Origin of the sequence: Mesorhizobium sp. M00.F.Ca.ET.216.01.1.1 (assembly GCF_004010325.2) — a bacterium.
Lineage (GTDB): Bacteria > Pseudomonadota > Alphaproteobacteria > Rhizobiales > Rhizobiaceae > Mesorhizobium.
Genome location: NZ_SADR02000003.1, coordinates 43,666 through 63,324 on the forward strand (window position 1 = coordinate 43,666; position 19,659 = coordinate 63,324).

Below are 19,659 nucleotides of genomic sequence, written 5' to 3' on the forward strand. Positions count from 1 at the left end.
CCTCGGGCGGATAGCTTCTAGTGTCTGGTTTCTGAAATTCGCATGAGGTCGATATCCCATGAGGTCGATGTCAGGGCGGTGCGAACTTCGAAATCGCGACACTAGACTGCACTCCGGCATCCGTGCCAGACGGCAAACCCGTGGGAGCACATCATGAGCGACACGACATCTAACGCGCAAGTCGCCAACACAGCCGCGGACCGGGCGCGTGCATCAGAGCTCAGCGCTGTCGGGCGCTTCCTCAAGGCGACCGAGCTCGACACGCGCATGCTCGGCATGGTCGGCGCGCTGCTGGTCATCTGGGTCGGGATACATATCCTGTCGGGCGGGCTTTTCCTGACGCCGCGCAATCTCTGGAACCTCTCGGTGCAGACCTCCTCGGTCGCGATCATGGCGACCGGCATGGTGCTGGTCATCGTCATGCGCAACATCGACCTTTCGGTCGGTTCCGTCGAAGGCGTAGTCGGCATGATTATGGGCGTGGCGCAGGCCGAGTTTCTTATCCGCGTCATCGGCTTCCAGCTCGGAAATCCCTGGCTCTGGATCATCGCGCTCGCCGCCGGCGTGGTGCTCGGGCTCGCAATCGGCGCGTTCCAGGGTTTCATCATCGCCTATCTCGAGGTTCCGGCCTTCATCGTCACTCTCGGTGGCCTGCTGGTCTGGCGCGGCATGGCATGGCTGATCACCAACGGGCGGACGGTCGCGCCGCTCGACACCACCTTCCAGCTGATGGGCGGCGGGCCACGAGGAGCGATCGGCTCGACCGCCAGCTGGATCGTCGGCGTCGTTGCCTGCGTGGCAGTTGCCTTCGCGCTGCTTAATGGACGGTGGCAGCGCAAACGGTTCCGCTTTCCGCTGCGCCCCGTCTGGGCGGAAATCTTCCTCGGCGTGGTCGCCTGTGCCGCCATCCTTGGTGCCGTCTGGATCGCCAATTCCTATCCCTGGCCGGTCGGCATAGTGCGCCAGTATGCCCAGCGCAACGGCATCACCGTTCCGGAAGGCGGGCTGTTCATTGCCCACGGCATCGCCATACCGGTGCTGATGGCGGTCGCGGCGGGCATCGTCATGACCTTCATCACCAGGCGCACCCGTTTCGGCCGCTATGTCTTTGCCATCGGCGGCAATCCGGAAGCGGCCGAGCTCGCCGGCATCAACACGCGCTGGGTGACCATGAAGGCGTTCATGATCATGGGCGTGCTGGCGGCGATCAGCGCGGCGATCGCGTCTGCCCGTCTCAACGCAGCGACCAATGCGCTTGGCACGCTGGATGAGCTCCTGGTCATTGCCGCCGCGGTGATCGGCGGCACGTCGCTCGCCGGCGGCTCCGGAACTGTGCTCGGCGCCATGCTCGGTGCGCTGCTGATGCAGTCGCTGCAGTCCGGCATGGTGCTGCTCGGCATCGACTCGCCGCTGCAGAGCATCGTCGTCGGCGCCGTGCTCGTCGTCGCCGTCTGGCTCGACACCGTCTACCGCAAGCGCGTCTGAGTATGATCCCGAACCAAAGGTCCGCGTCAGCGAAAAGTGGAATCCGATTTTCGGACAATATCATGCTCAAGCAAAAACTATAGGGAGGAACCGATCATGGCAGACAAAACCGCTCCCACTGACACCCCGCTGATCGACATGCGGAACGTCTCGATCGCTTTCGGCGGCATTCGCGCCGTCGACGATGCCTCCATCGATCTTTTCCCCGGCGAGGTCGTGGCGCTGCTCGGCCACAACGGCGCCGGCAAGTCGACGCTGATCAAGATCCTGTCCGGCGCCTACAAGCGCGACTCGGGCCAGATATTCGTCAACGGCGAGGAGGCTTCGATCTCCAATCCGCGCGATGCCAAGAAGTACGGCATCGAGACGATCTACCAGACGCTGGCGCTCGCCGACAATGTCGACGCCGCCGCCAACCTGTTCCTCGGCCGCGAGCTGATGACCGGCTGGGGTACGCTCGACGATGCGGCCATGGAGTCCGAGGCGCGCAAGGTGATGGGCCGGCTCAATCCGCGCTTCCAGCGCTTCAAGGAGCCGGTGATAAAGCTCTCGGGCGGCCAGCGGCAATCGGTGGCGATCGCGCGTGCCATCCTGTTCAACGCCCGCATCCTGATCATGGACGAGCCGACGGCGGCGCTCGGCCCGCAGGAAACGGCGCAGGTGGGCGAACTGGTCAGGCAACTCAAGTCCGACGGCATCGGCATCTTCCTGATCAGCCACGACATACACGACGTGTTCGAGCTCGCCGACCGTGTCTGTGTGATGAAGAACGGTCAGGTGGTAGGCACCGCGCGCACCACGGATGTCACCCAGGATGAGGTGCTCGGCATGATCATCCTTGGCAAATGTCCGCCCGGTGCCATTCCGGGGCCAGGTGCGCTGAAGATCGCCGCCTGAAGCCTGTAGTAAGCCGACTAAATACAGGCCCTCCAATGGGCCAGCCGTCGTGATGATTTTGGCCCCGCCATTGTATTGGCGCGGGGACTTGCCCATAAAGGTCCAGAACCGTTCATGGGCCGCGTCATCAGTTGAAGAAGTTTTTCCCTATCATCGCCTTCGTTGCCGTCGCTTTGATCAGCCTGATGATGGCGGGGTTCGCCTATTTCGCCACGCAGGAGGCGGCGCGGATCAAATTCGCGGCAACCGCAGACGATGCACTCAACCGGATCGAAAGCCGCATCGATCTGCATCTGTCCCTGCTGCGCTCCACTCGGGCATTGTTCGATGCCAGCAACGGCAATATTTCGCAACCTGAGTTCAAGGCCTTCTTCAACGCGCTCGATGTCGACAGCAATTTCGCCGGCCTGCGCGGCATCGGCTTTGTCCGGCTGGTGAAAACCGGCGACGAGGCGCCTGTCGAGCGCGACATCCTGCGCGACCACGGTGTCGCCCGTCAGGTCTATCCCGCCACGACGCAGCAATGGCGCGCGCCTGTCGTGCTGTTCGAGCCGCTCGATCCTTCCAGCAAGGCGAGCATCGGCTACGACATGTTCACAGATCAGGTACGGCGGGTGGCGATCGAAAAAGCGATGGCCGACGACCAGCAGCATGCGAGCGGGCTCGTGCAGATCGGCAAGGATACGGGCGCCGCACAGAGCTTCACCGGGTTTTTCGTTTTCGTCCGGCTCAATGTAGAAACCGCGCCGGACGTCATCGATGCAACCCGGTCCTCGACGGCCGGCCTTCTCTATGCGGCCTTCCGCGCCCGCGATCTGTTCCAGACCGCGCTCAGCCGTACGCCGCTGCTGCCAGTCAACACCGAAGTCTATGACGGCAAGGTGGACGCCGACAATCTGTTGTTCCAATCGGAAACGCCGCCGGTTACGACCTTCGGCGACAGGCTTCTGGTCACCCGCAAGATCATCGTGGCCGGCCGTCCATGGACCATCCTGTTCCGACCGACAAGCGCCTTCTCGCAGCCCTCCTCGCGTGCCATTCCGGTGATGCTCGGCCTGTTTGGGCTGTTGCTCGCAGGCGCCATCGCGCTGGTGGCGCGCTACCAGGAGCGGGCCTACGACGCGGTGTCGCTGCTTCACGAAACGACCGAAAAGAGCCTGATCGAGAAGGACTTGATGCTGCAGGAGATGAAGCATCGCATCAAGAATTCGATCACGCGGGTGCTGGCGATCGCGCGCCAGACAGCGTCGCGCGCCACGGACGTGAAGGAATTTTCATCGTCCTTTTCGGCGCGGCTGCAGGCGATGGCGGCGTCCCAGGATATGCTGACGCGCTCGCGCTGGCAGAAAGCCGATCTCGGCGATCTGTTGCGCATCGAGCTTGGCCAGGTGTTCGGCAAGGAGTTGCCCGATGGGATTTTGTCGGGACCTGAGGTGCTGCTCGACGAGACGACGACGCAGGCGCTTGGGCTGACCTTCCATGAACTGGCAACGAATGCGCTGAAATACGGCGAGGCCGGCAATTCGGTTGGCGCGCTCAGGGTCGACTGGTCGCTCGAAGGGCGCGGTCGCGACAGGACGCTGGCGCTCAACTGGCGCGAAGCCGGGCAGAAGAAGCTCGACGTGCCTGCCAAGACCGGCTTCGGCACCAAGCTGATCGACCTCAACGTCACACGCGAATTGCGCGGCACGATCAAGCGCGATTTTCGCGAGGACGGCTTGAATGTGGAAATCAAGGTCCCGCTGCCGGCCTAGAGCAGTTCCGGTTCGTGTGGAACCGCTCTAACTATTTGTTTTTGCCGCATTTATGCTGACGCCAAATGATTCCATTTGGCTGCAAATGCTCTAGCTTCATGGCGAGACGCCGAAAGCGGATCATTGACGAAGTTACAAACAAAGCGGAGACCGGATGATCCGGTCTCCGCTTCGATTGACTGATGCGTCTGGAACGGATCAGCAGCGGGCCGTGTAGAGACGGCCGCGGTTGTCGCGGTATTGGCAATAGCCATTGCGCAGGTTGCGTACCAGCAGACCGGAACCGGCACCGACGGCTGCGCCGATGAGCGCACCCTTCCCGCCGCCGATCAGGCCGCCGGCCAGCGCGCCGACACCGGCGCCGACGCCGACGTCCTGCTCGGTTGTGCTGCAACCGCTGACGGCGACCACGGCAACCATGGCAATAATCATCTTCCGCATAAAGTCACTCCTCACTTTGTGTCCTCACTTCAGTAAGTTCCAGCCGTCATCTAACATGAAATAATGGCCTTTGCCCGCTCGAATTCATTGTTGGTTGAGATAGTCTTTTTCGAGGCGTGAGCCGCTCGATGCAACCATAGGGTTTGGAAACCTCCAGGGACGCATTGCCGGATCGACGGCAAGGCAACTGGCCATGATGTGCGGAGCGCGACCCTGTACATCCGTCAAGGCAAAAGGCCGCTCGGCGGTGCAACCTGCAAAAACCTGCCTGGATGCTCGATCAGCCCGGATGCAATACCGCGATCAGCAGGACGAGCGCGGCCAGGGTGATGACTGTGGAGCGAAGCGACGGATGCGAGCTGCGCGGCGAGGCAGATGCTTCAGGATCCTGGAAGCCACCCATCGAGACACGGGCGGCCTGCTCCAGCCTGTTCATATCGGCAACCGTCAAGACCACTCCTCCCGTTCTGCGCCGCAAACCGCGGCCGAAGCGTCCGGTGCATCGGCAATTTCTGGCGGCTCCTTGGGGGCAACAGCATCGGCCTTTATGGTGAACAGCCGGTTAAAGGTTGGGCGATCGCCTTCGTCATTCGCTCAATCCGTCTCGAAATTGCCGCGAGGAACGATGAGCCGGTATTCGAGGCGGCCGCCTGCGATTTCAAGTGTAGCCGTGCCGTTCAACGATGTCGGCACGACGCGCTCGAGCGCAACGCTGCCAAAGCGCTTTTCGTTACGCCGGTTGTCGTTGGCACCGATGGCTTCTGCCCATGTCAGCGACAAGGCCGGTTCGCCGGCATGGGCGGCCGTCAGATCGGCTGTCACCTCGACGAAGCCGTCCGGTCGCGACAGGGCGCCGTAACTCACGGAATTGACGGCCAATTCATGCATAGCCAAGCCGATATGCAAGGCTGCATTTGGATTGAGATATGGATTCTCGCCGCGGAAACGCAGGCTGCGCAGGGGATCGGCGCCGTAGCGGCCGACCTGGCCCGATACGAGCTCGCGAAGTGCCGCCCCCCGCCAGTTGGACGACGTCACCAGATCCTGTGACGAGGCAAGCGACTGCAACCGGCCGCGAAAGCGCGTCAGGAAATCACCGAGCGTGTCCGAATAGCGGCCGGTCTGGGTGGCGATGCTCTGGATAATGGCCAGAAGGTTCTTCGAGCGGTGGCTGACCTCGCGCAGCAGCGTCTTCAGGGTCTGCTCGCGCCGCTTCTGCTCGGTTGTTTCAACCATAGTGGTTACCACCCCCTGCACCGCGCCGCCGTCGCCATGATCGGCATCGATCCATACCTGGAACCAGCGGACGCCGTCGTCGGCGGGAACGCTGAGCTCAAGGCGTTCCGGATTGCCGGATGCAACGACGTTGTGCCTGGCCGCACCGATGCGCTCTGCCTGCGCCGCCGGCAATATGTCGTTGCTGTCCGCACCATCGGACGTCCAGGGCGCGCGCATGTTGCGCGCCCAGATCGTTTTCATCTCGCGGTCCTGATAGAGAACGGAAATGCCGGCGTTGTGCAGCGCGTGGAGAAGGGCCCGACCAAACTGCATTCCGCTTTCCGCCGGGTGCAAAGCGACGAACTCGTCGCTTTGCCCGCTGTTGCTCATGTCTCCCGCTCTGGAACGCATAGATCGCTTTGCCATCGAATTCAGGCTGAACGGCTAACTGCGAAATGGGTTCCTGAAACGGGTCCCCTAAAGCGGTCCGCCGAGCGGCATCCCGTTGGAGGACACCGCCCGGCGGTGGCTGGAAACCGTTTGAGGGGTGCGGCTTCCAGTGTTCGGCCGCGCCTGATCTTCACGATGCCCGTTTGAACAACCCGGCAAGAAGCGAGATGACCAGGAAGGCGAGAAAGATGAAGAAGAGTATCTGTGCTATGCCGGCCGAAGTGCCCGCGATGCCGCCGAAACCAAGCGCGCCGGCTATGATCGCCACAACGAGGAATACGAGCGCCCAGTAGAGCATGATCCATCTCCTTCAAATAGTGCGGTAAAAACGTGGTTCGTTGCCGTTTGTTCCACTTTTTGCTGAAAAAGACGATCCCTGGAAATCATTCGGCCATGGAAATCATTCGGCCCTGGAAATCATTCGGCTCGACTTGAATCGCAGCGCCGTGGCGACGCAGCAATCGGGCTTTTTGCGGCGACACGGGTCTTGGGCTCACAGAAATTTTTTTTCTATGGCTGACAGCGGCTTTTCCCGGAAATCGACCGCACTATCTCGCCTCGACGGGTGGGCGGCTGCTTGCTGGACGAGTCCCTGTGGCGAGGACGGCATTTGCTCTCGAGGTACCCCAAATGAACTTCCACGATCGGCACCTACTGAGATTGCGGGTGAACGGCGAGGACCACAGCCTTTCCGATCTCGATCCCCGCGTCACGCTGCTCGACCTGTTGCGCGAGCGGCTTCAACTGACCGGAACGAAAAAGGGATGCAATTTCGGCGAGTGTGGCGCCTGCACCGTGCATCTCGACGGACAGCGTGTGAATGCCTGCATGATACTTGCCGTGTCCGCCGAGGGACGCGAGGTCACGACGATCGAAGGCCTGGCAAACGGCAATGCGCTTCATCCTGTACAGCAGGCCTTCATCGACCATGATGGTTTCCAGTGCGGATTCTGCACCCCCGGACAGGTGATGTCGGCGGCGGCGCTGATCGAGGAGGGCCATACCAGCTCCGATGCGGAGATCCGCGAATGGATGAGCGGCAATTTGTGCCGTTGCTCGGCCTATCCGCAAATCGTCGAGGCGGTGCGCGCAGCGGCGGGGAGGGCGAGCCAATGACCCCATTCGTTTATGCGCGCGCGATAGCCTGGGCGAAACGATCGCGGCCGGTGCAGCGCCGGACTATGCCTTCCTCGCCGGCGGCACCGAATTGCTCAATTGGCTGCGCCTTGGAATTGCCGAGCCGACGCGGATCATCGACATCTCCCGCCTCGATGGTCTCGATCAAATCGAGGCACTGGCTGGCGGCGGCCTCAAGATCGGCGCACTGACGCACCTCAACGATGTCGCGCAGCACGCGCTGGTCATGCGCGATTACCCGGTGTTGAGCCAGGCGATCCTCAACGCGGCATCGCCGCAGCTGAGAAACCTCGCAACGATAGGCGGCAATCTGCTGCAGAAGACGCGCTGTGCCTATTTCCGGGCCGAAGAGGAGCTGCCTTGCAACAAGCGTGAGCCGGGCTCCGGCTGCTCGGCATTGCATGGCATCAACGACAATCACGCAATATTCGGCTGGACCGAAGATTGCGTCGCCACCCAGCCATCCGACCCGGCGGTGGCGCTGGCGGCGCTTGATGCGGTCATCGTCACGGCGCACAGCAGCGGCGGCCGGCGCATTCCGGCAGCGGAATTCCACCTGCTTCCCGACACGCGGCCCGAGGCACACAATGTGTTGCAGCATGGCGAGCTGGTCACGGCAATCGAACTTCCGGCGCCTGCCCCGCGATCAGCCTACCTCAAGGTGCGCGAGCGCGAATCCTACGAATATGCGATCGTCGCCGCCGCCGCGGTGCTGGAGATGAACGGCCGAACCATCCGTCGGGCTGGGCTGGCGCTCGGTTCCGTCGCGCTTCGGCCGTGGCGCCTGATCGCCGCTGAGGAGCAGCTCGCCGGCGCCGACATCGGCGATCGGGACGCCCTGAGCGCCGCCATAGAGCAGTCCTTCGTCGAAGCGCGTCCCTTGTCGCAGAACGCCTACAAGATCGAACTGGCCAAGAACGCCGCTTTGCGGGCGATCGAGAAAGCAGCGAGGATGCCGTCATGATGATCAGCCAGCCTGTTTCCCGCACCGACGGCCGGGTCAAGGTTACCGGCTGCGCCCGCTATGCGGCCGACTATTCAGCCGCCGACCTGCTCCACGCAGTGCTTGTGACCGCAACCATTCCCGTCGGCCGCGTGACGTCGATCGCCGTCGACGACGCGCTCGCAGAGAAAGGTGTCGTGCGTGTGCTCACGCATGAGGACATGCCCAAATTCGGCCGGTTCACCTCGCCAAGGCCGGGCGCCGATACCGAGGCCCCGGAGGGGCCGCCGGTGGCGCAGAGCTTCATGCCCATGCAGGGCGACGAGATACGTCACGAAGGCCAGCCGGTTGCCATTGTGCTGGGCGGGACGCTGGAGGCGGCGGAAGCCGGTGCCCACCGCGTCCGGCTGCACTACGAGCGTGGCGACGCTGAGCTGCCGGTGGCGGCTGACTGGACGGCCATCGACAAGGCTGCTGTCGAGCCGAAGGAGAGCGGGTTCCTGTTCGTGGAGCCGACGTTTTCGAAGGGCGAAATCGACGATGGGCTTGCGAATGCGGCCGCCACGGTCGAAGCCGTCTACCTGCAACCGTCGCGTCATCACAACGCCATGGAGCCCTCGGCGACACTCGCCGAATGGAATGACAGCGAACTGACGCTGCACGACGCCACCAAGCACGTCTATGGTGTCCGCCAGGTGCTTGCCGCCCGCATGAATATTCCGGTCGAGAAGGTTCGGGTGATTTCCCGGCATACCGGCGGTGGCTTCGGCGGCAAGGGATGGATTTGGCCGCATCAGGTGCTGGCCGCCGCCGCGGCGCGCATCACGGGGCGTCCGGTCCGGCTGGCGCTCAGCCGTGCCAATGCCTATTCCTGCCTCGGCTACCAGCCGCGCATGGCACAGAAGATTGTGCTGGCGGCGGACAGGTCGGGCAAGCTGACCGCCATGCAACAGGACGTGGTCAACCTGACCACCGTGACCGACGATTTCGTCGAGTTCGCCACCGAAGCCTCGAAGGGTCTCTACGCCACGCCGGCCATGCGTCTCAGGCAGCGCGTGGAGCGCGCACACGTCGCCATGCCGACGCCGATGCGCGCGCCGGTCGAGGGCCCGGGCACCTGGGCGCTCGAAAGCGCGATGGACGAGCTCGCCCACCGCCTCGTCATCGATCCGCTCGACCTGCGTCTGGTCAGCCATGCGGACACAGATCCGGCCACGGGCCGGCCCTGGTCATCAAAGAAGCTGCGCGAGGCTTATGAAGAAGGCGCCCGACTGTTCGGCTGGCGCGAGCGGCCGCGCGAGCCGCAGCGCGACGGCGATTGGCTGATCGGCTACGGCATGGCGACCTGCAGCATGGGCTGTTTTCGCAACCCGACACCTGCAGCCGAGGTCAGGTTGCACAGGGACGGTACGGTGCTCGTCCGCACCGGCACCCAGGACATAGGGACCGGAACACTCACCATCTTTCCGCAGATCGCAGCCGATGTGCTGGGCCTGCCGATGGAGAAGGTGGAGTTGGAAATGGGTGATACACAGCTGCCGGAGGCGGGGCCGACTTATGGCTCATCATCGACCAAGGGGGTGGGCGCGGCTGTGCTCGCCGCCGCCGAAGATGCACGTTCGCAGCTTGCCCGTCTTGCCAATCTGCTGCCGTACAAAGTGGAGATGCAAGACGGCCATATTCGCCGCAAAGGCGTTGCCGGCGGTCAGACGATCGCCGACGTGATGCACCATACCGATGTCGGCGAGGTCATCGGTTCCGGCTCGTTCGATCCGGCGCAGCACGGCAAAGGCCTTGCCATGCGCACCTTCGGCGCGATCTTCATGGAGGTCGGCGTCGATCCGGGGCTCGGCCTGCTCAGGCTTCGGCGCGCGGTGGGTAGCTACAGCGCTGGCCGTATTATCAATCCCCGCACCGCACGAAGCCAGATGACGGGCGGCATCATCTGGGGGTGGGGCATGGCGGCGATGGAGCAGAGCAAGCACGAACCCATGCTTGGGCGGTTCCTGTCGAAGAACCTCTCCGGGGTGGCCATTCCGGTCAACGCCGACATTCCCGGCGATATCATAATCCACTTCGTCGACGAGGTGGATGAGCATGCAAGCCCGATTGGCGGCAAGGGCATCGGCGAGCTCGGCGCCACCGGCGTTGCCGCAGCGGTGGCCAACGCCGTCTTCGACGCTACAGGCAAGCGAATCCGGGAGTTGCCGATCACGCCGGAAAAACTGCTGTGAGGGCTTGAGCCAGGTGCTATGCGGCGGCCTTCGCCTGCCGATCGAAGAACAGTGCCTGGCTGATCAGGGCCTTGACCATGTCCGGATTGAACGGCTTGGTGACGAGGAAAGCCGGTTCCGGCCGCTCGCCGGTCAGGAGGCGCTCAGGAAAGGCGGTGATGAAGATCACGGGCACCGGCGTGGAAGACAGGATCTCGTTCACCGCATCGATGCCCGAACTGCCGTCGGCAAGCTGGATGTCGGCCAGCACCATCTTTGGCCGCGTCTTGCCGAACATGGCCACTGCCTCGGCATGGGTGCGCGCCGTTCCGACGACGCGGTGGCCAAGGCTCTCGACCATTTCCTCGATGTCCATTGCGATCAGCGGCTCGTCCTCGATGATCAGCACGTCCGTTGCCACCTGGCGGGAAATCTCGTTGCTCGCCTGGGCAAGGAGTTCGGAGAATTCCTGGCCACTGGCGTCGAGAATCTCCGCCGCCTCGTCTTCGCTGAAGCCTTCGACCGCGACCAGCAGGAAGGCCTGGCGGGGGCGTGGTGCGATCGCATTCAGATTGGCGGCGGCACGCTGCTCCCACGCCGATTGCGCATGTTCCTGCGGGACACGGATGGCAACCGACGTGAAAAGCCTGGCGAAAACCTTATAGAGGGCGATGCGGTCGCTCGAAGCTTCGGGAAAGATGTCGACGTCGGCGATGATGGCTTCGAGCATCGCGGCGACCAGCGCGTCGCCGCTCTCCTGCGATCCGGAAACGGCACGCGAGAAGCGGCGCAGGAGCGGCAGGTGCGGAGCGATGGTTGCAGACAAGCTCATAAGACGTCTCCCTCAGATGACGCAGTTGCATAGGTCTAGCCGATTGTAAGCCCTGCCAATTAGAAACCCCAAGCACACAAACGCCGGCTTTCCGAAAAAGTTCCGATCCTTTTGGAACTAATATAAGAGGACGGCGTTGGAAGCTGGGATGGGCAACCAGACGAGGGTGTCGCTTTGTGCTGTGCAGTAGGGCGGCTCGGGTACTGGAAATAAAGGGCGAAATGAAGGACATGACGAAAGATACCACGGCTGGCGCCGCAACCAGGCGCCGCGCTGCCTCGGGCGACCCACTTGGGCCGAACTCGGAAATAGGCCGCAAACTCAAGCAATATTACGACGAGCTGGTCTCCGATCATGTACCGGACCGCTTCGCCCAACTGCTCAGTCAGCTGGAACAGGCCGAACCCGTACAGAAAAGGGATTGAAGCATGGCGGTCGTCTCCCAGGGCTTCAAGACCGATCTGCTCGGCTCGATCCCGAGTCTGCGGGCTTTTGCAGTGTCGCTGACGCAAAACGCCGACAAGGCCGACGATCTGGTGCAGGAAACGCTGGTCAAGGCCTGGGACAAGCATGAAAGCTTTCAGCCGGGCACCAATCTCAAGGCATGGCTGTTCACCATCCTGCGCAATGAATTTTACTCACAGATGCGCAAGCGCGGCCGCGAGGTGCAGGACAGCGACGGCATCATGACGGCCAGGCTTGCCGTTCATCCGGCACAGCACGGCCAACTCGACCTCAAGGATTTTCGCGGCGCACTCGAGCAATTACCCGAGGACCAGCGCGAAGCCATCATCCTTATCGGCGCATCGGGCTTTTCCTACGAGGAGGCCGCCGAGATCTGCGGCTGTGCGGTCGGCACGATCAAGAGCCGCGTCAGCCGCGCCCGCACGCGGCTGCAGGAAATCCTGAAGATCTCCGGCGAAGACGAATACGGCCCGGACGCCATCTCGGCTCAGGTGACCGGGTCGAATGCCGCCTGATGCCTGATTTTCGGGCAGGATCGCGCTTCAAATGATGGGTCCGCGCCCGCAGGCCGCCGCCACCGCCTCGACGAGATCGTCTCCCGAATAGGGCTTGGTGACCAATCTGATCCCCGGAAAGGACGCCTTGATTTCGTCGGCGTCCGAATAACCCGAGGCGAAGATGAACGGCTTGCCCGATTCGCGCAGCCGCGAGGCGAAATCGAGCGTCGAAGCGCCGCCCACCATGAGGTCGACAATGGCGGCGTCGAATTGCGCAACAAAACCTTGCCGATCGACCTCCGCCAGATCGCGGGCGACGACCACGTCGCCGGCGCCGTAGTCGCGGCAGAGCTGCTCCACATCCATGGCGATGAGGAATTCATCCTCGAGGACAAGAATTCGCAATCCGTCAAGCAATGGGGGCACGTGGCAATGTCTCCTTGAAACGCCGGGAGCCATGAGCGCGATTTGGCATCTCATTTAAAGCTATTTGGCATCCTGTCATTTAAAAAAGAAAGGCACGTCGCTAATGGTGGGACGCTCGATCGATCTTTTCGAGGAGAGTCGAACAAGGCATTTTCCGCGGCGGGCGGGACCCATATGTGGAAAAACACGCTTTCATGGGTCATTCTCAGGGGTCGTTCCGATTTCGAGATCTCGCGATGCTTGTTCGGAACCTTGGTGTGTATCGGGCGTTTGAAATCAAGCAAACGCAAGGAGTTAGGCAATGGCGACTGCCACAGGAAAAACCGCGAACGAAAGCCGGACGACTCCGGACCTCGAAGCCGATATCAGGCAATTGAAGGCCGATATCGAAAAGCTCACCAAGCAGTTGGCCAAGACCGGCGAACACGGTTACGGAACGGCGCGGCGTGCTGCCGCAGAAGGCGTCGAACAATTGCGCGCCCAGGGCGAAGCAGCTTTCGACAGCCTGCGTAGCAACGCCAAGGACATCGAGGCCCAAATGGCGGCGAACGTGCGCGAAAGGCCGGTAACGTCGCTGGCGATTGCGGCAGGTGTCGGCTTTCTGTTTGCGCTTTTGGCGCGACGCTAGTCCCCGCCGAAGATGGGGACACTGGCATCGCTACTCTCGAACCTCGCCTCGGGTGAAACCGTTGCAGCGCTGCGCCGGGCGCGCACGGCGGCAATCGTTTATGTGCTCGCCGCGCTGGCAGCGTTGTGCGGCCTCGGCTTCCTCGTCGGGGCGGCTTACATCGAGGCGGCAAGCCGCTATGGACCGATGGCGGCGTGCCTTGGCTTCGGTGTCGGCTTCCTTGTGGTCGCCGGGCTTATCCTGCTTGTCTATCAGCTATCGGCCGGCGCCCGCGCCCGGCGCCGGGCGCGCAGGCGCAATGCCGACATAAAGGCGATCGGCATCGCGGCGGCGCTCGCCGTGCTACCGGCACTGCTCAAGGGCAAAGGCGGCCTGGGCGTTGTTCTCGGCCCGGCGATTGCACTCGCTGCCTACGCCATCTACCGCGAGAACGTGAAGCCCGGTTCCGACGATCCGGATGGCGAAGCTGACTAGTTTTGACCGTGGTCTTTTCCGAAGACCGGTTCCCACTTTTCGCTGGCGCGGCCTTTCGGTTCGGGATCATGGACCGGGTCCGTCACTTGGACAGATCTTCCAGCGGCATCGATATTTCGGCAAACACGCCTTCCGGGCGGAATTCGTGGGTCACCTCGCTGGAGATGACCTTGGCCAGGCTGCGGCGGATCAGGATCGAGCCGAAGCCATGGCGGTCGGGCGGCTCCACCTGCGGGCCGCCGCTTTCACGCCAGGTCAGCACCAGGCGCCTCGCGCCTCTCCTGCCTTGCGCCTTCCAGTCGAGATCGACCCTGCCTGAGGCCACGGACAGCGATCCGTATTGCAAGGCGTTGCTGGCCAGTTCGTGCAAGATCAGGCCGAGCCCTACCGCCTGGTCGGGCGAAAGCAGGAGGTCGACGCCGGAGATCGCCATGCGGGGGTGCTCAGCGGTGTCGAACGGCTTGACCTCGATCTGCACGAGCTCGCTGATGCCGATGCCGCGCCACTCGCGGTCGGACAGCAGGTTGTGCGCGACGCCCAACGCCTGCAGCCTGGCGCCAAAGGCTTCGAGGAATTCGCTTGGCTGGCGGGCGTGGCGAACGGTCTGCGTCGCCAGCGCCTGCACCGTCGCCAGCGTGTTCTTGACACGGTGATTCAGCTCGCGCAGCAACAGCCGTTGCCGCTCGTCGCCGAGCTTGCGTTCGGTGATGTCATAATTGACGCCGAAGATCAGCGTCGGCTTGCCCTCGCCGTCGCGCTCGATGACACGTCCGCGCGTGGCGATCCATCGCGGCGGATTGATGCCTTTGACCCGATACTCGCCAAGATAGTCGTCGCTGCCGGTCAGTGCGTCGCGAAAGCGCGTCTCGGTCTGGTAGACATCGCGCGGGTCGATGGCGGTCAGGATGTCGCGTGCCCTCAGCCGGTTTGAGCGCGGCAGGTTGAACAGTTCGGACAAAAGCACATCGCATTCGATCATGTCGGTGCGGATATCCCATGCCCAGCTGGCGAGCGAGGCGGCGTCGAGCGCGATGGCGCGGCGCTTTTCCTCGCGAGCGAGCGCAGCCTCGACCATGGCGCCGTTGCGGGTGGCGTCCTTGAGCATGAACAGGCTGCCGGCGAGGTCGGCCAGTGCCTTCAATTGCCCAAGCTTGGCGGCCGATGGAAACGCATGCGGCTTTCGGTCGAGCACGCAGAGCGTCCCGATCCTGGCACCGGCGACCACCACCGGCGCGCCCGCATAGAAGCGGATGTGCTTTTCGCCCGTGACCAGCGGATTGCCCGAAAAGCGAGGATCGACGGTGGCATCGATCACCACCATCGGGCCGTCGCCGGCAGCAATCGCATGGGCGCAAAACGATATGTCGGTCGCGGTTTCGGTCTCATCCAGACCGACACGGGACTTGAACCACTGCCGCTCGGCACCGAGCAGCGTGACCAGTGCGATAGGCGTTCGCATCATCGCGGCGGCAAGGCCGCTGATGCGATCGAAGTCCGGATCGGCCGCCATGTCGAATGCGTCGAGATGGTGAATCATGGCAAGCCGGTCTTCCGCTCTTACCGCGTCAAGCACAGCGACCGGCAGGCCCTGCGTTTTCTCTAGCCTGTTATCCACCGAGCCCCCAAATGCCTCGCCTGGCAGTATTCGCCGCCAGGCCGCCGTTTGCCGTTGCCCTCCGAGTACGGAACCTTCGCTGCGATAAGTCGTTACGCGGCCATATCTTGCCAGACACGCTTGCCGGCGCCAAACAACAAAGAGGCCGATCATGGTCAAGATCATTCCTACCGACAAGGCCCGCCAGGGACGCTGGGGACGGCATCTGCTGCGCATTCTGATCGCCGCGCTGCTTCTGGCATTCGTCGCCTGGGGCGCCGCCGAAATCTATGGTGAGATGATCCAGACGAACACGCCCGCCAGCCAGGAGCAGATACCCAAGGGCTGAATCCGCCGGTCTCACGGCTTCTTGGGATTGCATCACGCTGCCTTTGCCTGTGCCGCGCGCGCCGGAACCAGTACATTCAACGCGCCAGGATGAGACTGGATTGTCGTTTCGCGATCGAGCTTAGCTAGTTCGCCGTCCATGACGGCGCGGAACTTCCTGCTTGCCGAACGGATCTTCAGAACCGCCCTGCCGGCCTGGTGGATTTCGACATGTTCGTTGTCGCGCCATTTGCCGCGTGCCATGTCGAAGAAGATCCGGAGCAGATCGCTGCGCTGCCGCGCGACCGTGACATAGATGCCGAGCACGGCGCCTGCCGGATTGTCGGCATAAGGCAAATGACCCTCGCCAAACAGATTGTTGGTGATGCCGATGCCGGTCGCGCGCGTCACGATCTCGGCTTCGCCGACGGTCAGCGTCACGTTCATGGTCGGCGGGTTGTTGATCGTCGCCCAGGCGGCCCGTACGGAGGCCCGCATCTTTCCCAGGCGTGAGCCGAATTCCATGCTCTGGCGCAGCTGCACCATCCTGGCATGCATGCCGATCGAGAATTGATGCACGAAAGGCCGGCCGTTGGCGCTGGCCATATCGACGGCAATCACTTCGCCGTCAGCGAAGGATTTTATTGCTGCATCGAGGGTTTGCGGAATTCCGAGCCCGCGGGCGAAGAGATTCATGGTGCCCGCCGGGAGGATCGCCAAGGCCTTCTTGCTGTTCATCAGCCGGGCTGCCGCGGCCGAAACCGTACCGTCGCCGCCGCCAGCCAGCACGACGTCGATGCTGCGTCGCAACGCGGTTTTCTCCAGCCTTGCCACGATATCCTTGCCAGCAGCGATATCGATGTCGACAGAGTGGCCGGCTGCCTCGAGCGTCTGGCGCATCTTGTCGGAGAAAGCGGAGAGATCGGTCGTACGAAAGGTGCCACCGTCCCGGTTCAGCACCGCAGCAAATCGCATACCCCCGCTCCGTTTCTTCAAAATTCCTGGACGAGGATTGACCCCAACCAAAGGCTGAAACGATGTGGTTTGGGAAAAGTTCCGGCGATCGGACGAAATCCATAGGGAGGCCACGTGCCTAACGTGCCTAAGGAACGCGTTTTTAGGAACAACAGCGTGGTCACAACGTTGTGAATATGTGAAACATGCCGCGTCCGATCTCCCCGGCGACGGTTTCTACCGGACGCAGCGTGCACGCAATCACGCACGAGGAGATATGATCATGACCCGCATTCTTTTTGCCACAACCGCACTTGCAACGCTGATTGCAACGGGCGTCTATGCACAGACGGCGACAACGCCGGCACCAGCGCAGGCGCCGCCCGTGCAGGACAATGCTACGGCCGCTCCGGTACCGCGCGCCGAGGGCATTCTAATGAGCAACACGCTGGGTGAGTCGGTCTACAATGGCACAGGCGACAATGCCGAAAATATCGGCATGGTCAGCGATGTCGTCTTTGACAAGGAAGGCCAGGCGAAATCCGTCGTCATCGGCGTCGGCGGCTTCCTCGGCATCGGCGCGAAGGATGTCACCTTCGACTACAACAAGGTGCAATGGGTCGAAAAGGACGGCGACCGCTGGCTGGTCGCGCCGACGACCAAGGATGAACTGACAGCTCAGCCGGCTTTCGATCGCAAGCCTTACGATCCGATTCCGCCGGCTGCGTCGACTGATACCATGGCGCCGGCCACGCCTTCGGCTTCAACCAGCGCGCAAAATACGGCACCGGCACCTGCCGAACCGGCACCTGCCGCACCGAAAGAGCCTGTGGTTCGCGCCGATGGCAATCTTGCCAGCAACATCGTCGGCGAAACCGTCTATAACGGTACCGGCGATGACGCCCAGAACATCGGTGATGTCAATGACATCGTCCTGACCAAGGAGGGCAAGGCGCAATCGCTGGTCATCGGCGTCGGTGGCTTCCTCGGCATCGGTGAAAAGAACGTCACTTATGATTTCGCCAAGGCCCAGTGGGCCGAAAAGAATGGCGACCGCTGGCTGGTGGCCCAGACCACCAAGGAAGAGCTGATGGCTCAGCCGGATTTCGACCGCAAGCCTTATGATCCTGCTCCGGCAACCACGTCATCCACTACAGCACCACCCCCTTCGTCTGCGCAGTAACTCCGCTGCTCCGGCGCTGGCGGACAAGGACCCGCACCGGCAACGGCGCGGGTCTTTCTCATCTCGCACCAGAGTGTGGCAGGCCGGCGACATGGCCGGCAACGCCGTCCTCGGTCAGTTCGGCAAGCGCCAGCGACTGGTCGAGATGTTCGGCCCGCCAGGCGAGCAGCCGTTCGGCAAGCTCCAGCCGCACCGTGAGATAGGCCGGATCGGCCGCGACATTGGTCAACTCGCCCGCATCTTTGTCCAAGTCGAAAAGCAGCGGCGGCAGTCCGCCGCCGAAATGCACATATTTGAATTTTTCCGTGCGGACAGCGGCGAGATTGCACTGGCGCGAAGCGATACCGAGATGCTTTTCGGCATGACCGTCGGCGATCGAGCGGAAATCGAACTCCCAATGCGCGGCGTCGCGCCAATCACGAGGCGCCTCGTTCTCGAGGAACGGCTTTAGCGATCTGCCATCCAGATGCGGCGGTGGGGCCTGATCGAGCAGGTCGAGCACGGTCGGAAAGATGTCGACTGCTTCGGTGAAGTGATCGAAAGCAGAGCCTGAGGCTTCCATTCGGCGCGGGTCGCGGATGATCAGCGGGATGTGAAAACTGCCGTCGAAGAAGCCGCCCTTGCCGAGCATGAAATGGTCGCCCATCATCTCGGCGTGATCGGAGGTCAGCACGACGATAGTATCATCCCACGCATCCACCGCCTTGACCGCTCGCCAGACGCGGCCAAGCTGCGCGTCGACCTCCGAGATCATGCCGTAATAGAGCGCGCGGATGCGGCGAAAATTGTCGTCGCCCCAGTCGCGCACCTTGCCCTCGGCGCCGGGCCGGAATTTTGCCCGCTGCTGCTGGTCAAGATCATAAGCCAGGTAGGGGTGGCTTGCCGCTTCGGCCTGCCAACTCCCGGCGCGGCGGAAGGCAGGACCGTCGGCGGGATCGTACATCCTGTTGTAAGGCTCCGGCACGACGAAAGGCGGGTGCGGGCTGAGGAAGGAAAGATGCGCGAACCACGCTGTGTCGCGCTCCTGTTCGCCGAGCCAGCGGACGAATTCGCCGGTCAGGAAAGCAGCCGGTGTCTCGTCCTTCGAATAGATGGGCGGCGCGCTGGTGACGGCCTCGTCGATCCTGCCCTGCAAGGCGCCATCCGACGGACGGTGGATGTCGGGAAAGCCGGCGCCGGCATCGACGCCGCGCGCCTTGAGCCATGACAGCCACGGTTTCTGGTGCTCCGGCAAGAGCTGCCGCGCAGTGAAGCCGGGCAGCACGCCTTCATAGCTCTTTAGCCGCGGGTCGCCGGGTGCCAGCAGGCGCGGATCGAGTGACACGTCGGTATAGCCGAACAGCGTTGGATCATAGCCGAGGCTGCGCGCCGAGAGCGCGATGTTGCCGTGGCGGGCGTCGAGCGGCGTGCCATTGCGGCAGACGCGATTGTTCATCTGGTGGAGGCCGGTGTAGAGGCAGGCGCGCGCCGGCGAGCAAGGCGCCGCCCCGCCGTAATGCTGCCGAAACAGAACACCCTCGGCAGCGAGCGCGTCAGCGTTCGGGGTTTTCACCACCGGGTGACCGACAGCCGACAGGCAGTCGCCGCGCCACTGGTCGCAGGTGATCAGTAGAACATTCGGACGTCTGCCTTTTCCGGCCAATCGCTGTATCCTCATGCAACATGTGTGGAAGTGCGCTGCCCATGGAGCCGAATTTTGGCGGCCACGCAAGCCTGACGAACTTGCCGGATAGTGAACAAA

At 62.7% G+C, this 19,659-nt stretch carries 20 protein-coding genes and 1 pseudogene; 12 read left to right on the top strand and 9 right to left on the bottom strand.

Annotated elements, in window-relative coordinates; all coding sequences use genetic code 11:
- Positions 1-153: 153 nt before the first annotated feature.
- From EN859_RS05200 to EN859_RS05210, 3 genes are all read left to right on the top strand, one after another.
- Positions 154-1,485, top strand: a complete 1,332-nt coding sequence (locus tag EN859_RS05200; RefSeq protein WP_127852601.1) for a sugar ABC transporter permease — start codon at positions 154-156, stop codon at positions 1,483-1,485.
- Positions 1,486-1,581: 96 nt separating this feature from the next.
- On the top strand, positions 1,582-2,382 hold the full coding sequence (locus tag EN859_RS05205) for an ATP-binding cassette domain-containing protein (protein ID WP_127852600.1): 801 nt from the start codon (positions 1,582-1,584) through the stop codon (positions 2,380-2,382).
- A 131-nt stretch (positions 2,383-2,513) separates the two neighbouring features.
- Positions 2,514-4,136 (top strand): CHASE domain-containing protein, encoded by a 1,623-nt coding sequence (locus EN859_RS05210; protein ID WP_127852599.1) that lies wholly within the window; start codon positions 2,514-2,516, stop codon positions 4,134-4,136.
- Between the two features lie 198 nt (positions 4,137-4,334).
- Here EN859_RS05210 and EN859_RS05215 read toward each other — a convergent pair whose 3' ends face one another.
- From EN859_RS05215 to EN859_RS05225, 4 genes are all read right to left on the bottom strand, one after another.
- Complete coding sequence (locus tag EN859_RS05215; RefSeq protein ID WP_127852598.1) at positions 4,335-4,577, bottom strand: YMGG-like glycine zipper-containing protein; 243 nt, start codon at positions 4,575-4,577, stop codon at positions 4,335-4,337.
- 280 nt (positions 4,578-4,857) lie between these two features.
- Positions 4,858-5,028 (bottom strand): hypothetical protein, encoded by a 171-nt coding sequence (locus EN859_RS38005; RefSeq protein ID WP_189501720.1) that lies wholly within the window; start codon positions 5,026-5,028, stop codon positions 4,858-4,860.
- A gap of 143 nt (positions 5,029-5,171) precedes the next feature.
- Positions 5,172-6,206, bottom strand: coding sequence for a sensor histidine kinase (locus EN859_RS05220; protein ID WP_127852597.1), 1,035 nt, complete (start codon positions 6,204-6,206; stop codon positions 5,172-5,174).
- A 169-nt stretch (positions 6,207-6,375) separates the two neighbouring features.
- Positions 6,376-6,543, bottom strand: coding sequence for a DUF1328 domain-containing protein (locus tag EN859_RS05225; protein WP_013529282.1), 168 nt, complete (start codon positions 6,541-6,543; stop codon positions 6,376-6,378).
- A gap of 332 nt (positions 6,544-6,875) precedes the next feature.
- Between EN859_RS05225 and EN859_RS05230 the strand changes: the two genes are divergently transcribed.
- Genes EN859_RS05230 through EN859_RS05240 form a run of 3 tightly spaced genes read left to right on the top strand, consistent with a single transcriptional unit; the run spans position 6,876 to position 10,559 of the window.
- Positions 6,876-7,361, top strand: a complete 486-nt coding sequence (locus EN859_RS05230; protein ID WP_127852596.1) for a (2Fe-2S)-binding protein — start codon at positions 6,876-6,878, stop codon at positions 7,359-7,361.
- Positions 7,362-7,389: 28 nt separating this feature from the next.
- A complete protein-coding gene (locus EN859_RS05235) occupies positions 7,390-8,346 on the top strand; it encodes an FAD binding domain-containing protein (RefSeq protein ID WP_348632915.1) in 957 nt (318 codons plus the stop codon).
- Positions 8,343-10,559 carry a xanthine dehydrogenase family protein molybdopterin-binding subunit gene (locus EN859_RS05240; RefSeq protein WP_127852594.1) on the top strand — a complete coding sequence of 739 codons (2,217 nt, stop codon included), beginning with the start codon at positions 8,343-8,345 and terminating at the stop codon, positions 10,557-10,559. The genes EN859_RS05235 and EN859_RS05240 overlap by 4 nt, the downstream gene beginning before the upstream one ends.
- A 16-nt stretch (positions 10,560-10,575) precedes the next feature.
- Here EN859_RS05240 and EN859_RS05245 read toward each other — a convergent pair whose 3' ends face one another.
- Entirely contained in the window at positions 10,576-11,370 is a 795-nt protein-coding gene (locus EN859_RS05245; RefSeq protein WP_127852593.1) for a response regulator, read from the bottom strand.
- Between the two features lie 221 nt (positions 11,371-11,591).
- Between EN859_RS05245 and EN859_RS05250 the strand changes: the two genes are divergently transcribed.
- Positions 11,592-11,795, top strand: coding sequence for a NepR family anti-sigma factor (locus tag EN859_RS05250; RefSeq protein WP_127852592.1), 204 nt, complete (start codon positions 11,592-11,594; stop codon positions 11,793-11,795).
- Positions 11,796-11,798: 3 nt separating this feature from the next.
- Entirely contained in the window at positions 11,799-12,350 is a 552-nt protein-coding gene (locus tag EN859_RS05255; protein WP_127852591.1) for a sigma-70 family RNA polymerase sigma factor, read from the top strand.
- A 27-nt stretch (positions 12,351-12,377) separates the two neighbouring features.
- Here the strand turns inward: EN859_RS05255 and EN859_RS05260 are convergent, their stop codons facing one another.
- Positions 12,378-12,758, bottom strand: coding sequence for a response regulator (locus tag EN859_RS05260; RefSeq protein WP_245525488.1), 381 nt, complete (start codon positions 12,756-12,758; stop codon positions 12,378-12,380).
- 301 nt (positions 12,759-13,059) lie between these two features.
- On the opposite strand from EN859_RS05260, the gene EN859_RS05265 reads away from it, so the two are divergent.
- Both EN859_RS05265 and EN859_RS05270 read left to right on the top strand, forming a co-directional pair.
- The gene (locus EN859_RS05265; protein ID WP_127852590.1) at positions 13,060-13,386 is read left to right on the top strand and encodes a DUF883 family protein; all 327 of its coding nucleotides are present in this window, start codon (positions 13,060-13,062) and stop codon (positions 13,384-13,386) included.
- A gap of 12 nt (positions 13,387-13,398) precedes the next feature.
- A complete protein-coding gene (locus EN859_RS05270; protein ID WP_127852589.1) occupies positions 13,399-13,860 on the top strand; it encodes a hypothetical protein in 462 nt (153 codons plus the stop codon).
- Between the two features lie 82 nt (positions 13,861-13,942).
- Here EN859_RS05270 and EN859_RS05275 read toward each other — a convergent pair whose 3' ends face one another.
- The gene (locus tag EN859_RS05275; RefSeq protein WP_189501721.1) at positions 13,943-15,475 is read right to left on the bottom strand and encodes an HWE histidine kinase domain-containing protein; all 1,533 of its coding nucleotides are present in this window, start codon (positions 15,473-15,475) and stop codon (positions 13,943-13,945) included.
- Between the two features lie 151 nt (positions 15,476-15,626).
- Between EN859_RS05275 and EN859_RS38010 the strand changes: the two genes are divergently transcribed.
- The gene (locus tag EN859_RS38010; RefSeq protein ID WP_189501723.1) at positions 15,627-15,803 is read left to right on the top strand and encodes a hypothetical protein; all 177 of its coding nucleotides are present in this window, start codon (positions 15,627-15,629) and stop codon (positions 15,801-15,803) included.
- Between the two features lie 32 nt (positions 15,804-15,835).
- On the opposite strand, the gene EN859_RS05280 is transcribed toward EN859_RS38010, so the two are convergent.
- The gene (locus EN859_RS05280) at positions 15,836-16,756 is read right to left on the bottom strand and encodes a diacylglycerol kinase family protein (protein ID WP_127852588.1); all 921 of its coding nucleotides are present in this window, start codon (positions 16,754-16,756) and stop codon (positions 15,836-15,838) included.
- A 262-nt stretch (positions 16,757-17,018) separates the two neighbouring features.
- Between EN859_RS05280 and EN859_RS05285 the strand changes: the two are divergent.
- Positions 17,019-17,885, top strand: a pseudogene (locus EN859_RS05285) (PRC-barrel domain-containing protein); the annotation flags it as partial.
- A 91-nt stretch (positions 17,886-17,976) separates the two neighbouring features.
- Here the strand turns inward: EN859_RS05285 and EN859_RS05290 are convergent.
- Entirely contained in the window at positions 17,977-19,560 is a 1,584-nt protein-coding gene (locus EN859_RS05290) for an alkaline phosphatase family protein (protein WP_127852586.1), read from the bottom strand.
- Positions 19,561-19,659 lie beyond the last annotated feature (99 nt).

Coding starts and splice junctions, on each gene's coding strand:
- EN859_RS05200 (WP_127852601.1), top strand. CDS start 154: ATGAGCGACACGACATCTAACGCGCAAGTCGCCAACACAGCCGCGGAC.
- EN859_RS05270 (WP_127852589.1), top strand. CDS start 13,399: ATGGGGACACTGGCATCGCTACTCTCGAACCTCGCCTCGGGTGAAACC.
- EN859_RS05215 (WP_127852598.1), bottom strand. CDS start 4,577: ATGCGGAAGATGATTATTGCCATGGTTGCCGTGGTCGCCGTCAGCGGT.
- EN859_RS05205 (WP_127852600.1), top strand. CDS start 1,582: ATGGCAGACAAAACCGCTCCCACTGACACCCCGCTGATCGACATGCGG.
- EN859_RS05240 (WP_127852594.1), top strand. CDS start 8,343: ATGATGATCAGCCAGCCTGTTTCCCGCACCGACGGCCGGGTCAAGGTT.
- EN859_RS05230 (WP_127852596.1), top strand. CDS start 6,876: ATGAACTTCCACGATCGGCACCTACTGAGATTGCGGGTGAACGGCGAG.
- EN859_RS05225 (WP_013529282.1), bottom strand. CDS start 6,543: ATGCTCTACTGGGCGCTCGTATTCCTCGTTGTGGCGATCATAGCCGGC.
- EN859_RS05250 (WP_127852592.1), top strand. CDS start 11,592: ATGAAGGACATGACGAAAGATACCACGGCTGGCGCCGCAACCAGGCGC.
- EN859_RS05220 (WP_127852597.1), bottom strand. CDS start 6,206: ATGCGTTCCAGAGCGGGAGACATGAGCAACAGCGGGCAAAGCGACGAG.
- EN859_RS05245 (WP_127852593.1), bottom strand. CDS start 11,370: ATGAGCTTGTCTGCAACCATCGCTCCGCACCTGCCGCTCCTGCGCCGC.
- EN859_RS05265 (WP_127852590.1), top strand. CDS start 13,060: ATGGCGACTGCCACAGGAAAAACCGCGAACGAAAGCCGGACGACTCCG.
- EN859_RS38010 (WP_189501723.1), top strand. CDS start 15,627: ATGGTCAAGATCATTCCTACCGACAAGGCCCGCCAGGGACGCTGGGGA.
- EN859_RS05255 (WP_127852591.1), top strand. CDS start 11,799: ATGGCGGTCGTCTCCCAGGGCTTCAAGACCGATCTGCTCGGCTCGATC.
- EN859_RS05280 (WP_127852588.1), bottom strand. CDS start 16,756: ATGCGATTTGCTGCGGTGCTGAACCGGGACGGTGGCACCTTTCGTACG.